The 23,643-nt window shown below is 72.7% G+C and carries 24 protein-coding genes; 5 read left to right on the top strand and 19 right to left on the bottom strand.

All coding sequences use genetic code 11. The features are described from left to right. Positions 1-3: 3 nt before the first annotated feature. The 3 genes from recO to leuA all read right to left on the bottom strand — a co-directional run bounded on the left by recO (position 4) and on the right by leuA (position 3,665). Positions 4-750 (bottom strand): DNA repair protein RecO, encoded by a 747-nt coding sequence (gene recO / locus ABTY15_RS27380; protein WP_350600928.1) that lies wholly within the window; start codon positions 748-750, stop codon positions 4-6. 215 nt (positions 751-965) lie between these two features. Continuing rightward, positions 966-1,628 (bottom strand): TerB family tellurite resistance protein, encoded by a 663-nt coding sequence (locus tag ABTY15_RS27375; protein ID WP_350600922.1) that lies wholly within the window; start codon positions 1,626-1,628, stop codon positions 966-968. Between the two features lie 240 nt (positions 1,629-1,868). Then, entirely contained in the window at positions 1,869-3,665 is a 1,797-nt protein-coding gene (gene leuA, locus ABTY15_RS27370) for a 2-isopropylmalate synthase (protein WP_350600918.1), read from the bottom strand. A gap of 335 nt (positions 3,666-4,000) precedes the next feature. Here leuA and ABTY15_RS27365 point away from each other — a divergent pair, with 335 nt between their 5' ends. Both ABTY15_RS27365 and ABTY15_RS27360 read left to right on the top strand, forming a co-directional pair. Continuing rightward, positions 4,001-5,023: a M4 family metallopeptidase gene (locus ABTY15_RS27365; protein ID WP_350600914.1), complete on the top strand. Its 1,023-nt coding sequence runs from the start codon at positions 4,001-4,003 to the stop codon at positions 5,021-5,023. Between the two features lie 102 nt (positions 5,024-5,125). After that, on the top strand, positions 5,126-5,392 hold the full coding sequence (locus ABTY15_RS27360) for a protealysin inhibitor emfourin (protein ID WP_350600911.1): 267 nt from the start codon (positions 5,126-5,128) through the stop codon (positions 5,390-5,392). A gap of 72 nt (positions 5,393-5,464) precedes the next feature. On the opposite strand, the gene era is transcribed toward ABTY15_RS27360, so the two are convergent. From era to hrcA, 15 genes are all read right to left on the bottom strand, one after another. Further along, a complete protein-coding gene (era, locus tag ABTY15_RS27355; RefSeq protein WP_350600907.1) occupies positions 5,465-6,394 on the bottom strand; it encodes a GTPase Era in 930 nt (309 codons plus the stop codon). A 49-nt stretch (positions 6,395-6,443) separates the two neighbouring features. Next, positions 6,444-6,602 (bottom strand): hypothetical protein, encoded by a 159-nt coding sequence (locus tag ABTY15_RS27350; RefSeq protein WP_350600903.1) that lies wholly within the window; start codon positions 6,600-6,602, stop codon positions 6,444-6,446. Positions 6,603-6,701: 99 nt separating this feature from the next. Then, the gene (locus ABTY15_RS27345; protein WP_350600899.1) at positions 6,702-7,055 is read right to left on the bottom strand and encodes a cytidine deaminase-like protein; all 354 of its coding nucleotides are present in this window, start codon (positions 7,053-7,055) and stop codon (positions 6,702-6,704) included. Positions 7,056-7,083: 28 nt separating this feature from the next. Then, positions 7,084-7,629 carry a DUF4383 domain-containing protein gene (locus ABTY15_RS27340; RefSeq protein WP_350600897.1) on the bottom strand — a complete coding sequence of 182 codons (546 nt, stop codon included), beginning with the start codon at positions 7,627-7,629 and terminating at the stop codon, positions 7,084-7,086. A gap of 26 nt (positions 7,630-7,655) precedes the next feature. Further along, complete coding sequence (locus ABTY15_RS27335) at positions 7,656-7,892, bottom strand: hypothetical protein (protein WP_350600890.1); 237 nt, start codon at positions 7,890-7,892, stop codon at positions 7,656-7,658. Positions 7,893-7,925: 33 nt separating this feature from the next. Further along, entirely contained in the window at positions 7,926-9,251 is a 1,326-nt protein-coding gene (locus tag ABTY15_RS27330; RefSeq protein ID WP_350600887.1) for a hemolysin family protein, read from the bottom strand. Positions 9,252-9,270: 19 nt separating this feature from the next. Then, positions 9,271-9,765: an rRNA maturation RNase YbeY gene (gene ybeY / locus ABTY15_RS27325; RefSeq protein WP_350600884.1), complete on the bottom strand. Its 495-nt coding sequence runs from the start codon at positions 9,763-9,765 to the stop codon at positions 9,271-9,273. Positions 9,766-9,779: 14 nt separating this feature from the next. Continuing rightward, positions 9,780-10,895, bottom strand: coding sequence for a PhoH family protein (locus ABTY15_RS27320; RefSeq protein WP_502893601.1), 1,116 nt, complete (start codon positions 10,893-10,895; stop codon positions 9,780-9,782). A 177-nt stretch (positions 10,896-11,072) separates the two neighbouring features. After that, positions 11,073-11,996, bottom strand: coding sequence for a ribonuclease Z (locus tag ABTY15_RS27315; RefSeq protein ID WP_350600877.1), 924 nt, complete (start codon positions 11,994-11,996; stop codon positions 11,073-11,075). Positions 11,997-12,002: 6 nt separating this feature from the next. Next, on the bottom strand, positions 12,003-12,356 hold the full coding sequence (locus ABTY15_RS27310; protein WP_350600875.1) for a histidine triad nucleotide-binding protein: 354 nt from the start codon (positions 12,354-12,356) through the stop codon (positions 12,003-12,005). Positions 12,357-12,408: 52 nt separating this feature from the next. Beyond that, positions 12,409-13,128: an RDD family protein gene (locus ABTY15_RS27305; RefSeq protein WP_350600871.1), complete on the bottom strand. Its 720-nt coding sequence runs from the start codon at positions 13,126-13,128 to the stop codon at positions 12,409-12,411. Between the two features lie 125 nt (positions 13,129-13,253). Beyond that, positions 13,254-16,511 (bottom strand): S41 family peptidase, encoded by a 3,258-nt coding sequence (locus ABTY15_RS27300; protein WP_350600866.1) that lies wholly within the window; start codon positions 16,509-16,511, stop codon positions 13,254-13,256. A 94-nt stretch (positions 16,512-16,605) separates the two neighbouring features. After that, on the bottom strand, positions 16,606-17,355 hold the full coding sequence (locus tag ABTY15_RS27295; protein WP_350600863.1) for a 16S rRNA (uracil(1498)-N(3))-methyltransferase: 750 nt from the start codon (positions 17,353-17,355) through the stop codon (positions 16,606-16,608). Positions 17,356-17,448: 93 nt separating this feature from the next. Further along, positions 17,449-18,588: a molecular chaperone DnaJ gene (dnaJ, locus tag ABTY15_RS27290; RefSeq protein ID WP_350600861.1), complete on the bottom strand. Its 1,140-nt coding sequence runs from the start codon at positions 18,586-18,588 to the stop codon at positions 17,449-17,451. A 76-nt stretch (positions 18,589-18,664) separates the two neighbouring features. Then, positions 18,665-19,699 carry a heat-inducible transcriptional repressor HrcA gene (gene hrcA / locus ABTY15_RS27285; RefSeq protein WP_350600859.1) on the bottom strand — a complete coding sequence of 345 codons (1,035 nt, stop codon included), beginning with the start codon at positions 19,697-19,699 and terminating at the stop codon, positions 18,665-18,667. A gap of 249 nt (positions 19,700-19,948) precedes the next feature. Here hrcA and htpX point away from each other — a divergent pair, with 249 nt between their 5' ends. From htpX to ABTY15_RS27270, 3 genes are read left to right on the top strand one after another with little or no spacing between them, the layout of a single operon-like run. Continuing rightward, positions 19,949-20,866, top strand: a complete 918-nt coding sequence (gene htpX / locus ABTY15_RS27280; protein WP_350600856.1) for a zinc metalloprotease HtpX — start codon at positions 19,949-19,951, stop codon at positions 20,864-20,866. A 28-nt stretch (positions 20,867-20,894) separates the two neighbouring features. Continuing rightward, positions 20,895-21,479 carry a PspA-associated protein PspAB gene (pspAB, locus tag ABTY15_RS27275; protein WP_350600851.1) on the top strand — a complete coding sequence of 195 codons (585 nt, stop codon included), beginning with the start codon at positions 20,895-20,897 and terminating at the stop codon, positions 21,477-21,479. Positions 21,480-21,503: 24 nt separating this feature from the next. After that, the gene (locus ABTY15_RS27270) at positions 21,504-22,337 is read left to right on the top strand and encodes a DUF3097 domain-containing protein (protein ID WP_350600848.1); all 834 of its coding nucleotides are present in this window, start codon (positions 21,504-21,506) and stop codon (positions 22,335-22,337) included. A gap of 16 nt (positions 22,338-22,353) precedes the next feature. On the opposite strand, the gene hemW is transcribed toward ABTY15_RS27270, so the two are convergent. Then, entirely contained in the window at positions 22,354-23,583 is a 1,230-nt protein-coding gene (gene hemW / locus ABTY15_RS27265; protein WP_350600845.1) for a radical SAM family heme chaperone HemW, read from the bottom strand. Positions 23,584-23,643: the final 60 nt, after the last annotated feature.

The following is a 23,643-nucleotide window of genomic DNA, read 5'->3' as shown; positions in this document are numbered from 1 at the left end:
TGCTCACTTCTCCACGTATCTCATCGAGCGGATGCCCCGCTCCAGGTGCCACTGCAGGTAGGCCGCGACCAGGCCGCTGCCCTCCCGCCAGTACCGGGGCTCGCAGGAATCGGCCGTCTGCCAGTCCCCTGACAGCAGCGCCCCGAGCAGTACCAGTGTCTCAGGGGAGGGTACGGCACATCCGGGCACTCGGCAGTCCGGGCAGAGCACCCCGCCCGCCTGGAGCGAGAAGAAACGGTTCGGCCCCTCCAGTCCGCACTTGGCGCAGTCGGTGAAGCTCGCGCCGTACCCGTTCACCGCGAGCGAGCGCAGCAGGAAGGCGTCCAGCACCAGGTGCGACTCGTGCAGCCCGGCCGCCAGCGTGCGCAGCCCGCCCACCAGCAGCAGGTACTGCTGGACGGCCGGCTCGCCCTCGTTCTCGGCGAAGCGCTCGGCCGTCTCCAGCATCGCCGTCCCGGCGGTGTAGCGGCCGTAGTCGGTGACGATCGAACCGCCGTACGGGGCGATCGTCTCCACCTGGGTGCAGAGCGGCAGCCCGCGGCCGATCAACTCGCTCCCCCGGCTGAAGAACTGCACGTCCACGTGCGAGAAGGGCTCCAGGCGGGCGCCGAACTTGGACTTGGTCTTGCGCACCCCGCGCGCGACCGCCCGCACCTTGCCGTGCTGCCGGGTCAGCAGGGTGATGATCCGATCGGCCTCGCCGAGCTTCTGTGCCCGCAGCACGACGCCGTCGTCCCGGAAAAGACTCATGTGAGCCATTCTCCCCCAACCACCGACAGCGGCCGCCGACAGCCGTGTTGCCCGCACCGGGGCCGTGGGGGAGGACCGTACGGTGCGGGTCACGGCGGGCCCGGAGGGGGGAGACGGGCCCGTTTTGTGGGGGATGGGAGGTGGCTTCGCGATCCGGGGAGGGAGAGGTCCCGGGGATGGTCCGGTACGGCGGGAAGGGAAGGGAAGGGAAGGGTCTAGTACGGCGCCCGGGTCGCCGCCTCCAGCAGCAGCCCGACCCGCGACTGCGGCAGGTCCAGACAGCGCCCGACCGCGGCCAGCGCCTCGCGTTCCTGCGGCAGGTAGCGCCCGTCGGCCAGCGCGATCGCCGCGCCCTGGAGGAGCAGCCGCTCCCGGCCCTGGTGGGCCAGGTGCGGGGCGAGCGGTTCGAGCACCGCGTGCAGTTCCACGGCCAGGCCGCCGGCCATCCCGTGGGCGTCGTAGAGTTCGCCGCCGAGCCCGGACAGCGCGGCGAGCGCGGCCAGCACCTGGGCCTCGCCGCAGTCCTCGAACCCGGCCTCGCGCACCGCCGTGCAGGCCGCCTCGCGGGCCGCCCGGTGGGCGGTGCCGCCGGCCGCGAGCAGGGCCAGCGCGATCGTGTACTGGGCGTCCCGGAGCATCGCCCCGAGACGGACGGAGGTGGGCTGTTCCAGGCTCTCGACGCCGTACCGGCCGTGGCAGCCGGTGCACTGCACGCTGCCGATCACCGGGCCGAGCGGGAGCACCGGCGTGCCGAGCAACCGCAGCCACCGCCGGCCGTGCTGCCGGCGGTAGTTGCGGTCCCCGCCGCAGCCCGGGCAGAAGAAGTCACCGAGAACATCAGTCCGCCACCGCGGGCGAACACCCCACAACCTGGTCACGGCGCCACTCCCCAGACATGGCAGGCGGCCTGCACAACAATGGGCAGGTCACGCGACCGGACACCGAGGCCGTCCCACCGACCCGGCTTTCCGGTGGATCGATGTTGCCATGGTTACCGGCACGTGTCAGTACCTCGAACGGCTTCCGATCCGAAAAAATGTGGCGCAGGACACAGCCGTGCGGGGGTGCGGCGAAGGGCCGCCCCGAAGGACGGCCCCGCCACGAGCCACTCGTACGAACTACCCGCGCTGCGCCCGGTTGACGGCGCTGATCATCGCCTTCAGCGAGGCCAGCACGGTGTTGCCGTCGATGCCCACGCCCCACAGCACCTTGCCGTCCACCGCGCACTCGACGTACGCGGCGGCCTGGGCGTCGCCGCCCTCGCTCAGCGCGTGCTCGGCGTAGTCCAGGACGCGGACGTCGAAGCCGATCCGGCCCAGCGCGTCCGCGAAGGCCGAGACCGGGCCGTTGCCGGTACCGGTCAGGGTCACCGGCGCGCCGTCCACCAGGGCCTCGGCGGTCAGCGCGTCCCGGCCGTCCTCGGTGGTCAGGGTGCGCGAACCGGACAGCGAGATCCGGCCCCACGGGTTGGCCGTGGTCGGCAGGTACTCGTCCTCGAAGACCCGCCAGATCTCGGCCGGGGTGACCTCGCCGCCCTCGGCGTCGGTCTTGGCCTGGATGATCCGGGAGTACTCGATCTGCATCCGGCGCGGCAGGTCCAGCTTGTGGTCGTTCTTCAGGACGTACGCGACACCGCCCTTGCCGGACTGGCTGTTGACCCGGATGACCGCCTCGTAGGAGCGGCCGACGTCCTTCGGGTCGATCGGCAGGTACGGCACGCCCCAGGTGTACTCGTCCACCGGGACGCCGGCCGCCCGCGCGTCCGCCTCCAGGGCGTCGAAGCCCTTCTTGATGGCGTCCTGGTGCGAGCCGGAGAAGGAGGTGTACACCAGGTCGCCGGCGTACGGGTGGCGCGCGGGCACCTCCATCTGGTTGCAGTACTCGGCGATCCGGCGGACCTCGTCGATGTCGGAGAAGTCGATCATCGGGTCGACGCCCTGCGAGAACAGGTTCATGCCGACGTTGACCAGGTCCAGGTTGCCGGTCCGCTCGCCCTGCCCGAACAGGCAGCCCTCGACCCGGTCGGCGCCGGCCATCACGGCCAGCTCGGCCGAGGCCACGCCGGTGCCGCGGTCGTTGTGCGGGTGGGTGGACAGGCAGACGAACTCGCGGCGGGACAGGTTCCGCGACATCCACTCGATCTTGTCGGCGTAGACGTTCGGGGTGGAACGCTCCACGGTGGTCGGCAGGTTCAGGATGATCTCGCGGCCCTCGCCCGGCTGCCAGACGTCCATCACCGCCTCGCAGACCTCCAGCGCGAAGTCCAGCTCGGTGTCGATGAAGATCTCCGGCGAGTACTCGTAGCCGAAGACCGTCTCGTCGCCCAGGATCTTCTCGGCGTACTCCATCACCAGGCGGGTGCCGTCCACGGCGATGGCCTTGATGTCGTCCTTGCTGCCCTTGAAGACCACCCGGCGGAACAGCGGCGACGTCGCGTTGTACAGGTGGACGGTGGCGTTCGGCGCGCCCTTCAGCGACTGCACCGTGCGCTCGATCAGGTCCTCGCGGGCCTGGGTCAGCACCGAGATGGTGACGTCCTCCGGGATCGCCCCCTCCTCGATCAGCGACCGTACGAAGGCGAAGTCGGTGGCGCCGGAGGACGGGAAGCCGACCTCGATCTCCTTGTAGCCCATCTTCACCAGCAGGTCGAACATCTTGCGCTTGCGGGCCGGCGACATCGGGTCGATCAGCGCCTGGTTGCCGTCCCGCAGGTCGGTGGACAGCCAGCGCGGCGCCGCGGTGATCACCTTGTTCGGCCAGGTGCGGTCCGGCAGGTCGACGGCGCCGAACGGCACGTAGCGCCCGTACCGCATGCCGGACGGCTGCTGGCGCACCGAGGCGGCGGTGATCGGGGTGGGACGGTCGACGAAGGCGCGAGCGGCGGGGATGGACGCGGCGGAGCTCTGCTCGGTCATGGAGTGACTCTCGGCTTCCTGTGGATGCGTGGTGCGGGGCGGGTCGGGGGGACAAAACACCGACTGGCCGGCCTCTGCTGCCGCTCGCGACCCGTCATCGGATCGCCGGATTACGCGCACAGCTCGATCCCCGCGGCGAGGGAGCCGGCCCCAATGGACTACAGGCCCTCGACGCGGCAGCTAAGAAGAAGCAGCCCGTTGCGCATGATGTCCCCAGCGTAACCCAGGGCCGCGCGCCCCCGAAGTGATCCGAGCCACCGTTCCACTCCTTGAGACGGCGACTGGTCATGCCAAAGGTGGTGACATCCGGTCATCGAGGCCTCACCCTGGGCCACATGACAGCAGGAGTGCCGCTCTGCGCGATCGTCCCACCGTACGTCCTGGACCGCCTCGCCGAGGCCGGTCACGAACCCGCCGTCCGCTCCCTCGCCCTGGACACCGCGCACCGCGCGGCCCGCCTCGCCCCACCCCCGCCCGCCCCCGGCCCGGCCGCCGCCAGCCGGGTGATCTGCGACGCCGGCCACGGCCAGCGGCTGCCCGGCCGGACCGTCCGCACCGAGGGCCAGGCCCCGGTCGCCGACGGGTCCGTCAACCACGCCTACGACGGCCTCGGCGCCACCTTCGCGCTGTACGCCGACGCCTACGGCCGCCGCTCGATCGACGACCAGGGGCTGCGCCTGGACGCCACCGTGCACTACGGCCGCGACTACGACAACGCCTTCTGGAACGGCCACCGGATGGTCTTCGGCGACGGCGACGGCGAGATCTTCGGCGACTTCACCGCCTGCATCGACGTCATCGGCCACGAACTCACCCACGGCGTCACCCAGTTCACCGCCGGCCTGAACTACCACGACCAGCCCGGGGCGCTCAACGAGTCGGTGTCGGACGTCTTCGGCTCGCTCGTCAAGCAGTACTCGCTGCACCAGGACGCCGCCGACGCCGACTGGCTGATCGGCGCCGGGCTGCTCGCCCCCGGCGTCCAGGGCGTCGCGCTGCGCTCGATGAAGGCGCCCGGCACCGCGTACGACGACCCCCGGCTCGGCAAGGACCCGCAACCCGCGCACCTGCGGGACTACGTGGACACCGCCGAGGACAACGGCGGGGTGCACATCAACTCCGGCATCCCCAACCACGCGTTCTACCTGCTGGCCACCGCCCTCGGCGGCCCGGCCTGGGAGCGCGCCGGGCGGATCTGGTACGACGCGCTGACCGGCCACCGGCTGGCCGCGGACGCCGGCTTCGCCGACTTCGCCCGGGCCACCGTGGCCGCCGCCCAGGCCCGTTACCCGGACCAGCCGTCGGTGGCGGACACCGTGACGGCCTCCTGGGCCCAGGTGGGGGTCAGCCCGGGCTGAGCCCGACCTCGGCAGTGGTCGAGACCAGGTCGACCCGGGCGCAAGGTCACGGTCCGGGAAAAGCCCGGCAAACCCCCATCCCTGGGTAGCACCATGGACACCATGCGTATCCAGGTCACCCGGACCGGCGGCCTCGCCGGAACCGTCCGCCACGCCGAGCTCGACACCGCCGACCGCAGGGACGCCCCGCACGTCCACGCGCTCGCCCGCGAGGCCGTCGCGTGCGGGCTGCGGGCGCCCTCGTACGGGGTGCCGGACGGCTTCCACTACGAGATCACCGTCGACGGCCGGACGGTGCACTGCGCCGACCCGAAGCTCACCGACTCGCAGCGCGAGCTGGTCTCCCTGGTGCTGCGCGAGGGCGCGTGACGCGCGACCCCCGCGCAGCACCGGGGTGTTCAGGGCCTTCGGAACCGCAGACCGTTCGGAGCCCCGGACGGCTCAGAACCCCAGCTTGCGCAGCTGCTTCGGGTCGCGCTGCCAGTCCTTGGCCACCTTGACGTGCAGGTCCAGGTAGACCGGTGTGCCGAGCAGCGCCTCGATGTGCTTGCGGGCGGTGGTGCCGACGTGCTTGAGCCGCGCGCCCTTGGCGCCGATCACGATCGCCTTCTGGCTCTGCCGCTCGATGTAGACGTTGGCGTGGATGTCCAGCAGCGGACGGTCCGCCGGGCGGCCCTCGCGCGGCAGCATCTCCTCGACCACGACGGCCAGCGAGTGCGGCAGCTCGTCCCGGACGCCCTCCAGGGCGGCCTCCCGGATCAGCTCCGCGACCATGATCTGCTCGGGCTCGTCGGTGAGGTCGCCGTCCGGGTAGAGCGGCATGCCCTCCGGCAGCAGCTTGGTGATCAGCTCGGCGACCAGGTCGACCTGCTTGTCGCCCACCGCCGAGACCGGGATGATCTCGGCCCACTCGATGCCCAGCTCGACGCCGAGCTGGTGGACGGCGATCAGCTGCTCGGCCAGCCGCTTGGAGTCGACCAGGTCGGTCTTGGTGACGATGGCGACCTTGGGGGTCTTCTTGATCTCGGCGAGCTCCTTGGCGATGAACTTGTCGCCGGGGCCGAGCTTCTGGTCGGCGGGCAGGCAGAAGCCGATCACGTCGACCTCGGCCCAGGTGGTGCGGACGAGGTCGTTGAGGCGTTCGCCGAGCAGGGTGCGCGGCTTGTGCAGACCGGGGGTGTCGACCAGCACGAGCTGGGCGTCCGGGCGGTGCACGATGCCGCGCACGGTGTGCCGGGTGGTCTGCGGGCGGTCGGAGGTGATCGCGACCTTCGTCCCCACCAGGGCGTTGGTCAGGGTCGACTTGCCCGCGTTGGGCCGGCCGACGAAGCACGCGAACCCGGAGCGGTACGAGGAGGAAGGGGCATTCATGCGCTCCATTCTCCCTGATCACCGAGGGCCCGCCGACCCGCGTCCCCGATCAGCCCTTGCCGCCGCCGCGGGAGGACAGCGACATGACCACCAGCAGCACCAGGAAGGCGACCGATCCCCAGAGCCAGAACGGCGAACCGGTCTCCTGCCACTTGCCCATCCCCATCACGAACAGCAGCAACCCGGCGAAGAACGCCAACGCCCCCATGTGCCCAGCCCCCTCACCGGAACTTCTCCCCTCCGGTGAGATTATCCGCCGAGCACACCGCCCCTTCGCCGGGCTGCTACTCGCCCGCTCGCGGGAGTCTCAGCGCGCCTCGACCGCCACCCGCAGCGCCCCGTCCGGACCGGCCAGCAGCACCGGCGTCCCGGCCCCGCCGAGGTCCCGCACGGCCGCCAGATCGGCCTCGGCCGGCTGCTCCGCCTCGCTCACCACGGCCGCCGCCTCCAGCGACTTCGCGCCGCTGGCCACCGCCATCGCCACCGCCGTCTGCAACGCGCTCAGCCGCAGCGACTCCAGCGCGACCGTCCCGGCCACGTAGGTGCGGCCGGTCTCGTCACGCACCGCGGCCCCCTCGGCCACGCCGTTGCGGGCGCGGGCCGAGCGGGCCAGGGTGATGATCTTCTTGTCTTCGGGGTCGAGCTCGACGATGTCACTCATGCCGCCGAGCATAGGCAACCCCTGCCCCTCAGTGGCCGATCGGGTGGGTCGGCCCCGGGTTCGGTTTGAGGACCTTGACGAAGGTCTTCGGCCCGGACGGCATCGGCTGCTCGTGCTCGGCACGCTCGCGCCAGTACGGGTTGTCGTGCGGCAGGTGGCTGCTCACTCTGCCGTACATCCCGAAGGTGGTCAGGACGATCCCGAAGATGAACGCGAACAGCACGTTCGACATCCGGAAGTTGAGGATGTTGGCGTCCGGCCGCCCGAGCACCGTCAGGCCGTAGAAGCCGGACAGGACGAACAGCACGCCCGCCGCCATGTTGAGGTTGGCGGCGAAGTTCCCGCCGATCACCGCCCCGATCACCAGGATCGCGCCCACCACGATGGACAGGATGGCGAGCGCGCCGTTGGTCGACAGCCCGGCGACCTCGTCACCCTGGGTGTCCAGGAAGCCCGGGTGGTCGGCCAGCCCCAGGCACCCGAACACGATCAGGAAGACCCCCCCGAGTCCCGCCCCGATCCGCCAGACCATGAGGAGCTTGTGGTCGACGGGCAGTTCGTCTTGCAGCTTCATGGCGACCTCCAGAGCGCAGCCATGGCCTAGCTGTAGGGGTTGGTCCCCTGCATGTGCGGCGTCTCGTGCATGTAGAGCGAGCCGCACTGCTGGCAGCAGCGCAGACCGGTGCCCCACTCCTGCTCGGGCCGCGTCTCGGCGTCGTCGGGCATGGTCCGGCCGCAGAGCGCCGTCGACAGGTCTCCGTCCCGCACCACGTGCCAGGACTTGACTCCGCCGGCCGCCCCCTGCGGGCCGTACTCCGCGCGAAGTTTGTGCGTCATGCCCTCCATGGTCGCTCGGCGACCGCCCACCCGCTACTCGCCCGCCGGCTCCTCGGACCCGTCGCTGCCGCGGACCGGGGCGGCGACCATCGAGCCGATCCGGTTGCGGCGCCCGGCCGAGGACTCGGCGGTCAGCAGGATGCCGGTCAGACCGCCGTCGACCGGCTCGGGCAGCGGGATCTCGCAGGCCGAGCCGGGGATCGGCACCCGGCCCAGGTGCTTGGCGAGCAGGCCGCCGACGGTCTCGACGTCCTCGTCCTCCAGCTCGATGCCGAACAGCTCGCCCAGGTCCTCGACCAGCAGCCGGGCGGTGATCCGGTACGAGCCGTCGCCGAGGTCCTCCACCGGCGGGATCTCCCGGTCGTACTCGTCGGTGATCTCCCCGACGATCTCCTCCAGGATGTCCTCGATGGTGACCAGCCCGGCCGTGCCGCCGTACTCGTCGATCACGATCGCCACGTGCGAGCGGCGCTGCTGCATCTCGCGCAGCAGGTCGCCGGCCGGCTTGGAGTCCGGGACGAAGACGGCCGGGCGCATCACCGCGCCGACCTCCTCCGCCTCGGCCTCCCGGTTGATGTGGGTGCGCCGGACGAGGTCCTTGAGGTAGACGATGCCGACCACGTCGTCCTCGTTGTCGCCGACCACCGGGATCCGCGAGAAGCCCGAGCGCAGCGCCAGGGTGAGGGCCTGACGGACGGTCTTGTGCCGCTCGATCATCACCAGGTCGGTGCGCGGCACCATCACCTCGCGGACGATGGTGTCGCCGAGCTCGAAGACCGAGTGCACCATCCGGCGCTCCTCGTCCTCGATCAGGTCGTCCTTCTCGGCGAGGTCGACCAGGGCCCGCAGCTCCGCCTCGGAGGCGAACGGCCCCTCCCGGTAGCCCTTGCCCGGGGTCAGCGCGTTGCCGAGCAGGATCAGCAGCCGCGGGATCGGGCCGAGCACCGCGGCCAGCGGCAGCAGCACGAAGGAGGCCGCGGTCGCGGTGGTCAGCGGGTGCTGGCGCCCGATCGTGCGCGGCGAGACGCCCACCGCGACGAAGGACACCAGCACCATCACGCCGAACGCCAGCAGCACGGCCTGCCAGGTCGGCGTCACGTTGCGCACGGCCACCACGGTGACCAGCACGGCCGCCGCCATCTCGCTGGCGACCCGGATCAGGGTCGCCAGGTTGAGGTAGCGGATCGGGTCGGAGGCGACCGTCAGCAGCCGGTCGGAGCCGCGCCGCCCGACCCGTACGGCCTCCTCCGCCCGGAAGCGGGAGACCCGGGAGATGCCCGCCTCGGCGCACGCGGCCAGCCAGCCGAGGACGACGAGCAGCACGGCACCGAGGATGAAGCTCGTACTCTCACCACTCACAGGGGTTCGGGCTCCGCGCTCAGTGGGTGGTGGGAGCCGGGGAGATGCCGCCGAGGCCGCGGCCCGCCCGCCAGTCGTCCAGGATCCGCTTCTGGAGGGCGAACATCTCCTCCTCCTCCTCGGGCTCCTCGTGGTCGTAGCCGAGGACGTGCAGCACGCCGTGGACGGTGAGCAGCTGGAGCTCCTCGTCCATCGAGTGCTTGGACGGGGCCGCCTGGCCCTGCTGCTGGGCGACCTCGGGGCAGAGCACGATGTCGCCGAGCAGGCCCTGCGGCAGCTCCTCGCCCTCCTTGCCGGGGCGCAGCTCGTCCATCGGGAAGGACATCACGTCGGTGGGGCCGGGGAGGTCCATCCACTGGATGTGCAGCTCCTCCATCGCCGCACCGTCCACCAGGATCACGGACAGTTCGGACTGCGGGTGGATCCGCATCTTGTCCAGGGCGAAGCGGGCGACGTCGAGGATGGCTTCCTCGTCGGCGTCCCAGCCGGACTCGTTGGCGATGTCGATCGACATGACGGGCTGCGTACTCAGCTTTCGGTGCGGTGGGACTGTCGGGGTGCGCGCGGGCGCCGGGGGGCGGGCTTGCGGGCGGCCGGGGTGCTCTCCCCGGCCTCCTGCTGGGCGTCCCAGCGCTCGTAGGCGTCCACGATCCGGCCGACCAGCTTGTGGCGGACCACGTCGGTGCTGGTGAGGACGGAGAAGTGGATGTCGGGCACGTCGGCCAGGATCTCCTGGACGACCTTGAGGCCGCTGCGGGTGCCGGCCGGGAGGTCGATCTGGCTGGTGTCGCCGGTGACCACCACCCGGGAGTTGAACCCGAGGCGGGTGAGGAACATCTTGATCTGCTCGGGCGAGGTGTTCTGGGCCTCGTCCAGGATGATGAAGGCGTCGTTGAGGGTGCGGCCGCGCATGTAGGCGAGCGGGGCGACCTCGATGGTGCCGGCCGCCATCAGGCGCGGGATGGAGTCCGGGTCCATCATGTCGTGCAGCGCGTCGTAGAGCGGGCGCAGGTACGGGTCGATCTTCTCGTAGAGGGTGCCGGGCAGGAAGCCCAGCCGCTCCCCCGCCTCGACCGCCGGGCGGGTCAGGATGATCCGGTTGACCTCCTTGGCCTGGAGGGCCTGGACGGCCTTGGCCATCGCGAGGTAGGTCTTGCCGGTGCCCGCGGGGCCGAGGCCGAAGGTGATCGTGTGCTTGTCGATCGCCTCGACGTAGCGCTGCTGGTTGAGGGTCTTGGGGCGGATCGTACGGCCCCGGTTGGACAGGATGTTCGCGGTGAACACCTGGGACGGCGCCGGGCTGTCCGGGTCGACCTCGGCGCTGCGGAGCATGGCGATGGAGCGCTCCACGGAGTCCTCCGTCAGGGGCTGGCCGGTGCGCAGCACCAGCATCATCTCGTTGAAGAGCTTCTGGACCAGGGCGACCTCGGCGTGGGCCCCGGTCGCGGTCACCTCGTTGCCGCGGACGTGGATGTCGGCGGCGGGGAAGCCCTGTTCGATCACGCGCAGCAGCGAGTCCGCCGTGCCGAGCAGGGTGACCATCGGGTGCTTCTCGGGGATGACGATCCGGGCGCTGACACGGCCGTCTTCGGCCGGTTCGGGGCGCGACCGTCCGTTGGTACGGGTCTGCGGTGTGTCACTCATAGGTCGGCGCTGGGGCCTGCCTCATCCCATCCGTGGTGTCGTGTGCCGCGCGGTCTCTCCGGGGCACCAGGGTACGCCGCGTGCGTGATCGCTGCGGCGGGCGGCGGGGCCGCACCCGTCGATGCTGCGGCAGATCGGGGGACGGCGCGAGCCCTTTTCCGTCGGGCACCGGCGGGCCTAGGGCTGGCGCCGGTGCGGGACGGGCACCCGGGCGAGGTCCTCGGCCAGCACGAGGTGGCCGTCGAAGTGCTTGCGGGCGTCGGCGAGGTGCTGGCCGAGGTCCGGGTAGCGCTGCGAGAAGTGGGTCAGCACGAGGGTGCGCACCCCCGCCTCGGCGGCCACCTTGGCGGCCTGCCCGGCGGTGAGGTGGCCGTGGTCCTCGGCGAGGTGGGCGTCGGCGTCGGTGAAGGTGGACTCGACGACCAGCAGGTCGGCGCCCTCGGCGAGTTCGTGCACGCCGTCGCAGAGCCGGGTGTCCATCACGAAGGCGAAGCGCTGCCCGGGCCGGGGCTCGCTGACCTCGTCCAGGGTGACCCGGCGGCCGTCCACCTCGATCGCGCCCTCGTGCTGCAAGCGGCCGACCTGCGGGCCGTGGACGCCGAACGCGGCGAGCCGGTCGGGCACCAGCCGGCGGCCGTCCGGCTCGGACAGCCGGTAGCCGAAGGACTCCACGGGGTGCGAGAGCCGGACGGCGTCCAGCGCGAACCGGGCGCCGGGCGCGGGCAGCGGGCCCGGCTCGTCGATCGGCCGGGGCCGCAGCACGGCCGTCTCGTGGTAGGCGGTGGCGTGCCGCAGCCGCTCGAAGTAGACCTCCCCGGAGGCCGGGAAGTAGACGTCCACCGGGTGCGGGACGCGGTCGAGGTTGATCCGCTGGATCACCCCGGCGAGGCCCAGACAGTGGTCGCCGTGGAAGTGCGTCACGGCGATCCGGGTGATCTGGGTGGCCGAGACCCCGGCGTGCAGCATCTGCCGCTGGGTGCCCTCGCCGGGGTCGAACAGCAGGCCCTCGCCGTCCCAGCGGAGCAGGTAGCCGTTGTGGTTGCGGTGCCGGGTGGGCACCTGGCTGGCGGTGCCGAGGACGACGAGTTCGCGCTGGGACACGGAACGTCAGACCATGCGCTCGGACATCGACACGCCACCGAGCACGTGGACGTGCGCGTGGAAGATCGTCTGCCCGGCGCCGGCGCCGGTGTTGAAGATCAGCCGGTAGTCCTCGAGGCCCTCGTCCCGGGCCACCGCGCCCGCCTCGGCGAGGAGTTCACCGGCGAGCTCGGGCTCGGCGGCGGCCAGCGCGGCGGCGTTCGGGTAGTGGACGTGCGGGATGACCAGGACGTGCACCGGCGCCTTCGGCGCGATGTCGCGGAAGGCGAGGATACGCTCGGTCTTGCGCACCACGGTCGCCGGGATCTCGCCCGCGACGATCTTGCAGAACAGGCAGTCGGGCTGCGGCTCGCCGGCCATCGGCGTCTCCTCGGGTCGTGTCCGTGCTGTCTCGGGGCCGTACGGCGGCAGCCTAGCCGAGCCCCGCCGCCGCCTGCTGGTACTCCTGGAGGTGCTTCCAGCGCACCGCGCGCATGCCGACGATGTCGCCGTCGTCCAGGTCGAAGTCCTCGGAGATCAGGGCGACCGCGAGGAAGACGAAACCGAGCAGCCAACGCCGGGTCAGCCGCCAGGTGTTGGGGCGCATGACGCGCTTGCTGCGGATCACCCGCATCGCCAGCAGACCCTTGCCGACGCTGAAGCCGGTGAGGCGGGCCAGCACCACCTGGTTGAGGAAGGAGACCAGGAGGCCGACGACCAGCAGCGCCACGAAGTAGGGCACGGCCGGGCCGCTGTTGTGCTGCACCGCGTGGCCGGCCACGTGGGTGGTGGTGGTCTTGGGCTGGCCGGCCGCGTTGGCGGCGACGAAGCCGAGGCCGACGGCGAGCAGCCAGTCGACCACGATCGCCAGGAAACGCCGCCCGCCGCCCGCCTCCTTGGGCGTCGGCGGCCGGTACTCGGCGGGCTGCTGGTACTGCGGCTGGGCCGGGTACGGCTGCTGCTCCTGGTACGGCTGCTGGTAGGCCTGCTGCGGCTGCGGCGGCTGCTGCTGGTAGGGCTGCTGCGGCGGGTACGGCTGCTGCTGGTACTGCGGCTGGGCCGGGTAGGGCTGCTGCCCGTACGGCTGCGGCGGGTTCTGGGCGGCGTACGGGTTCTCCCCGTACTGCTGCGGCGGCGGATAGCCCTGTGCCATGTGCTCCCCCGTGGACTGTCGATCCGGATCCGATCAAGAACAGCCCCGCATCCTACTCACCCCGCGGAGCAGGAAGTCGGCCCGTCCGACTTCCTGCTCCGTTGCTCGCCGGGGCGACTACCGAACTACTCCCAGGGCAGCGGCGGCGCCGTGCGGGCCGGGGTGTCGGCCAGGGCGGCGAGGGCGATCCGGACGCCCTCGGCCAGCTGCGGGTCCGCGCCGGCCGCCCACTGGTGCGGGGCGAACGGCACCTCGACGTCCGGGTCGACGCCGTGGTTCTCCACGCCCCAGCCGTAACCCTCCATCCAGAACGCGTACTTGGGCTGGGTGACCAGGGTGCCGTCGACCAGCCGGTAGCGGCTGTCGATGCCGATCACCCCGCCCCAGGTCCGGGTGCCGACCACCGGGCCGATCCCCAGCGCCTGGATGGCGGCGTTGACGATGTCGCCGTCCGAGCCGGAGAACTCGTTGGCGAGCGCGACGATCGGCCCGCGCGGGGCGTCGCCGGGGTAGGGCAGCGGGGTGGCGATGTCCCGGGCGACGTCCCAGCCGACGATCCGGCGGGCCAGCTTCTCGATCACCAGCTGCGAGGTGTGACCGCCCCGGTTCTCCCGGATGTCGACGATCACGCCCTCGCGGGCCATCTCCGAGCGCAGGTCCCGGTGGATCTGCGCCCAGCCGGTGGTCTGCATGTCCGGGACGTGCAGGTAGCCGAGCCGCCCGCCGGACAGCTCCCGGACGGCCGAGCGCCGCCCGGCCACCCAGTCGTGGTAGCGCAGCGGCTCCTCGTCGGCGAGCGGGACGACCACCGGGTGGCGCTGGTCGGTGCCGTCCTTGCCGGCCACGGTCAGCTCGACCGGCTGCCCGGCGGTGCCGGCCAGCAGCGGCGCCGGGCCGGTGACCGGGTCCACCGGGCGGCCGTTGACGGCCAGTACCGCGTCGCCGGGGCGGATCGCCACCCCGGGCGCGGCCAGCGGCGAACGGGCCCTCGGGTCGGAGGACTCCCCGGGCAGGATCCGGGCGATCCGCCACTGGTCGCCGTCCTTGACCAGGTCCGCGCCGAGCAGGCCCTGGCGCCGGGCGGGCTCGGTGTGCCGGCCGTACGGCATCACGTAGGCGTGCGAGGTGCCGAGTTCGCCGTGCACCTCCCAGAGCAGGTCGACCAGGTCGTCGTGCGAGCCGACCCGCTCCACCAGCGGCCGGTAGCGCTCCAGCACGCCGGCCCAGTCGACGCCGGCCAGATCGGGGCGCCAGAAGTTGTCCCGCATCAGCCGGCCGTTCTCGGCGAACATCTGCGCCCACTCGGCGGCCGGGTCGACGGTGACCCGCAGCCGGGCCAGGTCGACGGCGACCTCGTCGTCCTCGCCGCCCGACTTGTGGTCGGCCGGGACGATCCGCAGCTCGCCCTCGTCCAGCACCGCCAGCCGGGTGCCGTCGCCGCTGACCGCGAAGCCGTCCAGCCCGTGCACCAGCGGCTCGGCGCGGCGCTTGCGCAGGTCGAAGCGCTCCAGCGTGGCCCGGGGCCGCTCGTCCTCCAACGAGGCCGCCTCGTCGCCGAGTTCACCGAGCAGCGGGACCCGCGTCCAGAGCACGCCGTCCTTCGCGGCCCGGAGCGCGCCGAACCGGCCGCCCTCGACCGGGAACGGGACGATCCGGTCGGCGATGCCGTCCAGGTCGACCCGGGTGACCGGCGGGGCGTCCGCGGCGCCCTCCTCGCCGTCCGACTTCTTGCCGCGCGGCTCGTCCTCCTCGCCGCCGACCGACCGCCCGGCCCGCTGCGGCCCGAACGGGGACGGCGTGTCAGCGGCCAGCGTGATCAGGTACGGGCGGCAGCCGTTGGGGAAGGACAGGTCGAAGACGTGCGAGTCGTACACCGGGTCGAAGTTGCGCACCGACAGGAAGGCCAGGTACCGGCCGTCCGCGGTGAACGCCGGCGAGGTGTCGATGAAGCGCTGCTGGGTGGCCTCGCCCACCGTCCGGGTGGCCAGGTTGGCCAGCACGATCTGGCGCAGCGAGTACGGGCCCATCCCCGGCACCGGGCGCGACCAGGCCAGCCAGGCCGAGTCCGGGCTGAACACCAGCCCGCTCACCTCCCCGTCGGTGCTGCGGGCCAGCTCGTGCACGGCACCGTCGGCCAGGGTGACCAGCAGCACCCGGCCGTCGTGCACGCCGAGCGCCGCGTGCTTGCCGTCCGGGGAGACCGTCAGGGCGTTCACCCGGCCGAGCTGCCCGGCCGCCAGCCGGCGCCGCTCGGCGCCCTGCACGACGGGGGCGAACTCCAGGCCGTCCTCGCCCTCGGCGTCGGACACCCACAGCACGCCCTGCGCGCCGTCCTCGCCCGGCACCACCCGGGCCAGCCGCCCGCGCACGCCCGGGGTCTCGTCCAGCACCCGGGCCGGGCCCTCGCGGTGGGTCAGCCAGTGCACGCCGCCGCGCACCACCACGGCGCTGGCCCGGCCGGTGCGGTCGGGGGCGACGGACTCCAGCCAGTGCGCGGCGTGCACCGGGCGGGGGCGGCGGCCGGTGCGCGGGCCGGCCAGCCGGACGTCCAGCCGGCGCGGCTCGGCGCCGTCCAGGTCGTCCAGCAGCAACAGGTCGCCGGCCCGGTGGAAGACCACCCGGGTGCCGTCGGTGGTGGCGTTGCGGGCGTAGAAGCCGTCCGGGGAGGTGGTGTGGCGGCGCAGGTCGGAGCCGTCCGGGAGGCTGGAGTACAGCTCGCCGACGCCCTCGTGGTCGGAGAGGAAGGCGATCCTGCCGCCTTGCCCCCCGTCAGGACCGGCTACCCACAGCGGCGAGGAGAGCTGGCCGTCCAGCTCCTCGTGCACCCGGACGAACTCGTCCCGGCCGATCCACAGCTTGCCCGCCCGGCCGCCCCGGTAGCGCTTCCACCAGGCCGGCTCGCGGTTGTTGACGGTGCCCAGCAGCACCCGGTCGCCGCCCGGCTCGAAGGCCAGCCCGCCGACCGGCCCGTACGGCAGCCGCACCGACTCGCCGCCGTCCAGCGGCAGGGCGTGCGCCCAGGTGCGGCGCAGGGTGGCCTCGCCGGCGGTGGTGGTGGCGATCGGACGGCCGTCGGCCGTCCAGCCCTGGAGCTGGGTCTGGTCGCTGCCCCAGTGGGTCAGCCGCCGGGCCGGGCCGCCGTCCACCGGCACCACGTGCACCTCGGGCGCGCCGTCGCGGGCGGAGGTGAAGGCGATGTGCCGCCCGTCCGGAGAGAACCGGGGGTGGTGGACCGGCAGGTGGTCGGCGGTCAGCCGCCAGGCCCGGCCGCCGTCCAGCGGGGCCAGCCAGATGTCGTTCTCGGCGACGAAGGTGACCAGGTCACCGTGCAGATGGGGGTGGCGCAGGTAGGCGCCCGCTGGGGTGCTCAGGGGTTCCGTCACGCGGCCAGCGTAGGCACGTACGCGTACGACGCGCCCCGGTTTTCGCAGAGTCCCGCCCACCGGGCGAGCCGCACGCCCCCGGGGAGCCGCCGGCTCAGGACCAGCGGCCGGTGCGCCCGAGCAGCAGGGCCCCGGCGGCCACCCCGGCGGTCGAGGTGCGCAGCACCGAGGGGCCCAGCCGGTACGGCTTGGCCCCAGCCTCGGCGAAGGCCGTCAGCTCCTCCGGCGAGACCCCGCCCTCGGGCCCGACCACCAGCACCAGGTCCCCCGCCGCCGGCAGCGCGGCCAGCGCCAGCGGCTCGGCGCCCTCCTCGTGCAGCACGGCCGCGAACGCGGCCCGGGCCAGCACCGGCGCCAGCTGCCGGGTGGTCATCGGCTCGTGCACCTCGGGGAAGCGCAGCCGGCGGGACTGCTTGCCCGCCTCCCGGGCAGTGGCCCGCCACTTGGCGAGCGCCTTGGCGCCGCGGTCGCCCTTCCACTGGGTGATGCAGCGGGAGGCCGACCACGGGATCACCACGTCCACGCCGACCTCGGTCATGGTCTCCACGGCCAGCTCGCCGCGGTCGCCCTTGGGCAGCGCCTGGACCACGACGATCCGCGGCGCCGGCTCCGGCTCCCGCCGCACGGCCGCCACGGTGACCTCGATCGCGTCCTTGCCGTGCACCTGCGCGACGGTGCCGTCCACGCCCAGCCCCAGCCCGTCGGCCAGGGTGACCGCCTCACCGGCCGTCAGCCGCTTCACCGCGGCCGCGTGCCGCCCCTCCGGCCCGTCCAGGAGCACCACGGCGCCGGGCGCGGCGGCGGCGATCCGCTCGGTCTCGACGACGAAGACGGGGGCGGTCATGCGGGGAACCTCCGGGGCGGGGGGCGGAACGCGGACGGAACGGGAACGCGAAAGGGGTGCCGGGACCGGTCCCGGCACCCCTCCGCGGGACGGCTAGCGGCCGTTGAACGCGTCCTTCAGGCGCGAGAACAGGCCCTGCTGGCCGGGCGCGAACTGCCCGGACGGACGCTCCTCGCCGCGCAGCACCGCCAGCCGGCGCAGCAGCTCCTCCTGCTCGGGGTCGAGCTTGGTGGGCGTCTGCACCTCGACATGCACTATCAGGTCGCCCCGGCCGCCCCCGCGCAGGTGGGTGATGCCCCGGCCGTGCAGCGGGATCGACTGGCCGGACTGGGTGCCGGGCCGGATGTCGACCTCCTCCAGCCCGTCCAGGGTCTGCAACGGCACCTGGGTGCCGAGCGCGGCCGCCGTCATCGGGATGGTGACGGTGCAGTGCAGGTCGTCCCCGCGCCGCTGGAAGACCGCGTGGGTGGTCTCGGCGATCTCGACGTACAGGTCGCCGGCCGGGCCGCCGCCGGGGCCGACCTCGCCCTCGCCGGCCAGCTGGATCCGGGTGCCGTTGTCGACACCGGCCGGGATCTTGACGGTCAGGGTGCGACGGGCGCGGACCCGGCCGTCGCCGGCGCACTCCGGGCACGGGGTCGGCACGACGGTGCCGAAGCCCTGGCACTGCGGGCAGGGGCGGGAGGTCATGACCTGGCCGAGGAACGACCGGGTGACCTGGGAGACCTCGCCCTTGCCGCGGCACATGTCACAGGTCTGCGCCGAAGTGCCCGGCGCGGCGCCCTCACCGTTGCAGGTGGTGCAGGTGACGGCCGTGTCGACCTGGAGCTCCTTGGTGGTGCCGAAGGCGGCCTCCTCCAGGGTGATCTCCAGCCGGATCATGGCGTCCTGGCCGCGCCGGGTGCGCGAGCGCGGGCCGCGCTGGCCGGCGGCGGCGCCGAAGAAGGCGTCCATGATGTCGGAGAAGCCGAACCCGGCCGCGCCCGCGCCGAAGCCCGCTCCCGCGCCGCCGCCCGGGGACAGCGGGTCGCCGCCGAGGTCGTAGACCTGGCGCTTCTGCGGGTCGGAGAGCACCTCGTAGGCGGCGTTGATCTCCTTGAACCGCTCCTGCGTCTTCGGGTCCGGGTTGACGTCCGGGTGCAGTTCGCGTGCCAGGCGCCGGAACGCCTTCTTGATCTCGTCCTGCCCCGCATCCCGTCGGACGCCGAGTACCGCGTAGTAGTCCGTGGCCACCAAATGCTCCGCTTGTTCCGCCTGTAGTAGTGCTGCGACTGGACACCACCGTTAGAAATCTAACGGCGGTCGATTGCTACGACTCGGCCAGGATCTGACCCACGTACCGCGCCACCGCTCGCACCGCCCCCATTGTGCCCGGGTAGTCCATCCGGGTCGGACCGATCACACCCAGTTTGGCCACGCTCTCGTCGCCCGAACCGTAACCGACCGACACCACCGAGGTGGAATTCAGCCCCTCGTAGGCGATCTCCCGCCCGATCCGGACCGTCATCCCGGCGTCCGCGGTCTCACCCAGGAGGCGGAGCAGGACGACCTGTTCCTCCAGCGCCTCCAGCACCGGCTGGATGGTGAGCGGGAAGTCGTGCCCGAAGCGGGTCAGGTTGGCCGTGCCGGCCAGCATGATCCGCTCCTCGTTCTGTTCGGCGAGCGCCTCGAACAGCGTCGCCAGGACGGTGGTGACGGTCGGCCGGTCGGCCTGCTCGACCATCGCCGGCAGCTCCTCCAGCAGCCCCGGGACGTCCGGCAGGCGCTGGCCGACGGCCCGCACGTTGATCCGGGCCCGCAGGTCCGCCAGCAGGGTCTCGCCGACCGTGCCCGGGCAGTCCACCAGCCGCTGCTCGACCCGGCCGGTGTTGGTGATCAGGACCAGCATCACCTTGGCCGGCGCCAGCGCCACCAGCTCGATGTGCCGGACGGTGGACCGGGACAGCGAGGGGTACTGGACCACCGCGACCTGCCGGGTCAGCTGGGCGAGCAGGCGCACCGTCCGCGCGACCACGTCGTCCAGGTCGACGGCGCCGTCCAGGAAGTGCCGGATCGCCCGGCGCTCGGGGGCGGTCATCGGCTTGATCTCGGCCAGCTTGTCGACGAACAGGCGGTAGCCCTTGTCGGTGGGGATGCGCCCGGCGCTGGTGTGCGGCTGGTGGATGTATCCCTCCTCCTCCAGCGCCGCCATGTCGTTGCGGACGGTGGCCGGGGAGACCCCGAGGTTGTGCCGTTCCACCAGCGCCTTGGAGCCGACCGGCTCCTCGGTGCCCACGTAGTCCTGGACGATCGCGCGGAGCACGGCGAGCTTGCGGTCGTCCAGCTGGCGGACCTCTCCGGCCATGGGGCACGCACCTCCGTCTTCGCACGTTGTCCGTTGTGTGTCCGTTGTGGCTGGTGCCCCCGGAGGACCGGGGCCTTGGCACTCTGAACACACGAGTGCCAAAACCGTACCTGCCAGTGTACGGCCCGGGTCCGACGGCAGGAACGGCCCGGCCGGGGTGATCCTGCCCGCAGTTCCCGGCGCGGGGGTGGTGCCGAGGGGCCGTCCGGGTGGCAGCATCGATAGCGACGGCGAACGGAGGAGCAAGCGATGTCGAGCTCGGGCCAGCACACCCGTTTCGCGCCGGACCGCGGACTGACCGGCCGGATGGTCGCGACCATGTTCGTGATCGGGCTGCTGTACGTCGGATTCACCGGCCTGCTGATCGCGCTGCTGCGCGGCGCCTGGCCGCTGATCGTGCTGATCTCCGGCGGGCTCTTCGTGGCCCAGTTCTGGTTCAGCGACAAGATCACCGAGCGGGCGATGGGCGCCCACCAGGTGACCCCGGAGCAGTACCCCCAGCTGCACGGCACCATCGACCGGCTCTGCGCGCTCGCCGACATGCCCAAGCCCCGGGTGGCGGTCGCCGACAACGACATGCCGAACGCCTTCGCCACCGGCCGCAACCCGCAGAACGCCGTGGTGTGCGTCACCACCGGCCTGCTGCGCCGGCTGGAGCCGGAGGAGCTGGAGGGCGTGCTCGCGCACGAGCTGTCCCACGTCGCCCACCGGGACGTCGCGGTGATGACGGTGGCCGGCTTCCTCGGCGTCCTCGCCGGGGCGATGACCCGGATCGCGATGTACGGCGGGTTCCTCGGCGGCCGCAACAACAACGACCAGAACGCGGCCATCGCCGCCCTGATCATCCCGCTGGTGTCGATGGTGGTCTACGCGATCAGCTTCCTGCTCACCCGGCTGCTCTCCCGCTACCGGGAGCTCGCCGCCGACCGGGCCGCCGCCCAGCTCACCGGCCGGCCCAGCGCCCTCGCCTCGGCGCTGACCAAGGTGACCGGGCAGATCGCCGCCATCCCCAGCAAGGACCTGCGCCAGGCGCAGCCGTACAACGCCTTCTACTTCGCCCCCGCGCTGAGTGCCCGGGACGCCGCCACCCAGCTGTTCTCCACCCACCCGACGCTGGAGAAGCGGCTGGCCCAGCTGGCGAAGATCTCCGAGCAGCTCGGCCGCTGACGCCCGTTCCCGTCGAGAGAGGACCGCCGTGGGATTCCTGGACACCCTGTTCGGCCGCACCAAGCCGGTCAAGCCCGACCTCGACCAGCTGTTCGGCGTGCCGTCCGCCGCGCTCACCCTGGAGGCCGGGGCGGGCTTCAGGCCCACCGGGCTCGGCTCGGTCTGCTTCGCCGCCGTCGAGGGCGCGGCCTTCGGCCAGGTCGAGCAGCAGGTCCACGAGCTGCTGGACGCCGACACCGGGCGCGGCGGCGTGCCCGTCGAGGCCTCCAAGGACGACTACGGCTACTCCTGGCTGCTCGCCCGGCACTCCCCCGAGGAGCTGCCGGAGCTGGTCAACGACCTGCACGCGGTCAACAGCGAGCTGGAGGCGAACGGCTTCGGCCCGCAGCTGCTCTGCTCGCTGGTCGCCTTCCGGAGCGCGCAGGGGCAGTCACTGGCGCTGGTCTACCTCTACAAGCGCGGCACCTTCTACCCGTTCGCGCCGATGCCCGGCGGCGGGGAGAAGCGCAACAGCCCGCTGGAGCTCCAGGTGAACGCGCTGCTGGGGAACGACCTGCGGCTGGAGAAGGACCTCAGCCGCTGGTTCCCGGTCTGGGGCGCGCCGGGTCTCTGACGGTCCGTCCGTATAGTCGCCTCCATGCGCAGCCGCCAGTACGGACCCGATCTGACCCCGCCGTGGAAGAAACAGGCCCCGGCCCCGGAGGTGCCCGCCGAGCGGGACCTGGTGGTCGAGGAGGCGGCGACCGGCTTCTGCGGGGCGGTGGTGCGCTGCGAGAGGACCGCCGAGGGGTTCACCGTCACCCTGGAGGACCGTTTCGGCAAGCACCGGGTGTTCCCGCTGGTGCCGCGCGGCTTCCTGCTGGAGGGCCGGGTGGTCACCCTGGTCCGCCCGGCCGGCCCGGCGCCGTCGAAGGCGCCCGGGCGCACCGCCTCCGGCTCGATCGCCGTCCGCGGCGCCCGGGCCCGGGTCGCCCGCGAGTCCCGGATCTACGTCGAGGGCCGGCACGACGCCGAACTGGTCGAGCGGGTCTGGGGCGACGACCTGCGGATCGAGGGCGTCGTGGTCGAGTACCTGGAGGGCGTCGACGACCTGCCCGCGATCGTCGCCGACTTCGCCCCCGGCCCCGGCCGGCGGCTGGGCGTCCTGGTCGACCACCTGCTCCCCGGCACCAAGGAGCACCGCATCGCCGCCCAGGTCACCGGCGATTCCGTGCTGGTCGTCGGCCACCCCTACATCGACATCTGGCAGGCCGTGAAGCCCGCCAGCGTCGGCATCCCCGCCTGGCCCGCCGTCCCCCGCGGTGAGGACTGGAAGCAGGGCACCTGCCGCCGCCTCGGCTGGCCGGTGGACACCCCGGCCGCCTGGAAGCACATCCTCTCCAAGGTGAACAGCTACAAGGACCTGGAGCCCGAGCTGCTGGGGAAGGTGGAGGAACTGATCGACTTCACCACGGTGGAGCCGCTGGACTAGCTCGCACGCGCGGGGATCAGTCCACCAGGTCCCGCACCACCGCGTCCGCCAGCAGGCGGCCCTGGAGGGTCAGGGCGGCGCGGCCGGTCTGGTAGGGCTCCGGGGCCAGGAGGCCGTCGGCGAGGGCGCGGGCGGCTGCCTCGCGGCCGGTGGGGGTGAGCAGGTCGAGGGAGACGCCCTCGACCAGGCGCAGCTCCAGCAGGATGCGTTCGACCCGGCGGTCCTCCTCGGCCAGGACCTCGCGGCCCTGGGCCGGGGTGCGGGCCTCGGCGAGGGCCCGGGCGTAGGCGGCGGGGTGCTTGGCGTTCCACCAGCGGACGCCGCCGACGTGGCTGTGCGCGCCGGGGCCGGCGCCCCACCAGTCGGCGCCGGTCCAGTAGAGCTCGTTGTGGCGGCAGCGGCCCTCGGGGGTGGTGGCCCAGTTGGAGACCTCGTACCAGGAGTACCCGGCGGCGGCGAGGGCCTGCTCGGCGATGAGGTAGCGGTCGGCGTGCACGTCGTCGTCGATCATCGGCAGCTCGCCGCGCTTGACCCGGGCGGCGAGCCGGGTGCCCTCCTCGACGATCAGCGAGTACGCGGAGACGTGGTCCGGCCCGGCGCCGATGGCGGCGTCCAGGGAGGCCCGCCAGTCGTCGTCGGACTCGCCGGGCGTGCCGTAGATCAGGTCCAGGTTGACGTGCTCGAAGCCGGCTGCGCGGGCCTCGGCCACGCAGGCCTCGGGGCGGCCCGGGGTGTGGTGGCGGTCGAGCAGTTGCAGCACGTGCGGGCGGGCGCTCTGCATGCCGAAGGAGATCCGGTTGTAGCCGCCCTCGCGCAGCTCGGTCAGGTACGCCGGGTCGACGGACTCCGGGTTGGCCTCGGTGGTGACCTCGGCGTCCTCGGCCAGCCCGAACTCGTCCCGGATCGCGGCGAGCATCTTCACCAGGTCCCGGGCGGGCAGCAGGGTGGGGGTGCCGCCGCCGAGGAAGACCGTCCGCACGGGCAGGTCGGCGTCGCCCAGGACGCGCCGGGCCAGCCGGATCTCGGCGACCACGTTGTCCGCGTAGGTGTCCTGCGAGGCGACCGCCCCCGAGGAGCGCAGCTCGGTGGCCGTGTAGGTGTTGAAGTCGCAGTAGCCGCAGCGGCTGGCGCAGTACGGCACGTGCAGGTAGAAGCCGAAGGGCCGCTGTCCGAGGCCGGTGAGGGCGTGCGCGGGCAGGGAACCGTCGGACGGCACCGGTTCGCCGTCGGGGAGTGCGGAGGGCATGCCCCCATTGTCCCGTACGGTCCGCGAAGCCTTCGCGGACCGTACGGGAGCGGGGCCGGA

The sequence above is a fragment of the Kitasatospora sp. NPDC097643 genome, from assembly GCF_040302625.1.
GTDB lineage: Bacteria > Actinomycetota > Actinomycetes > Streptomycetales > Streptomycetaceae > Kitasatospora.
Note: the sequence above shows the minus strand (reverse complement) of the source record. Positions and strands in the feature narration are given on the sequence as shown.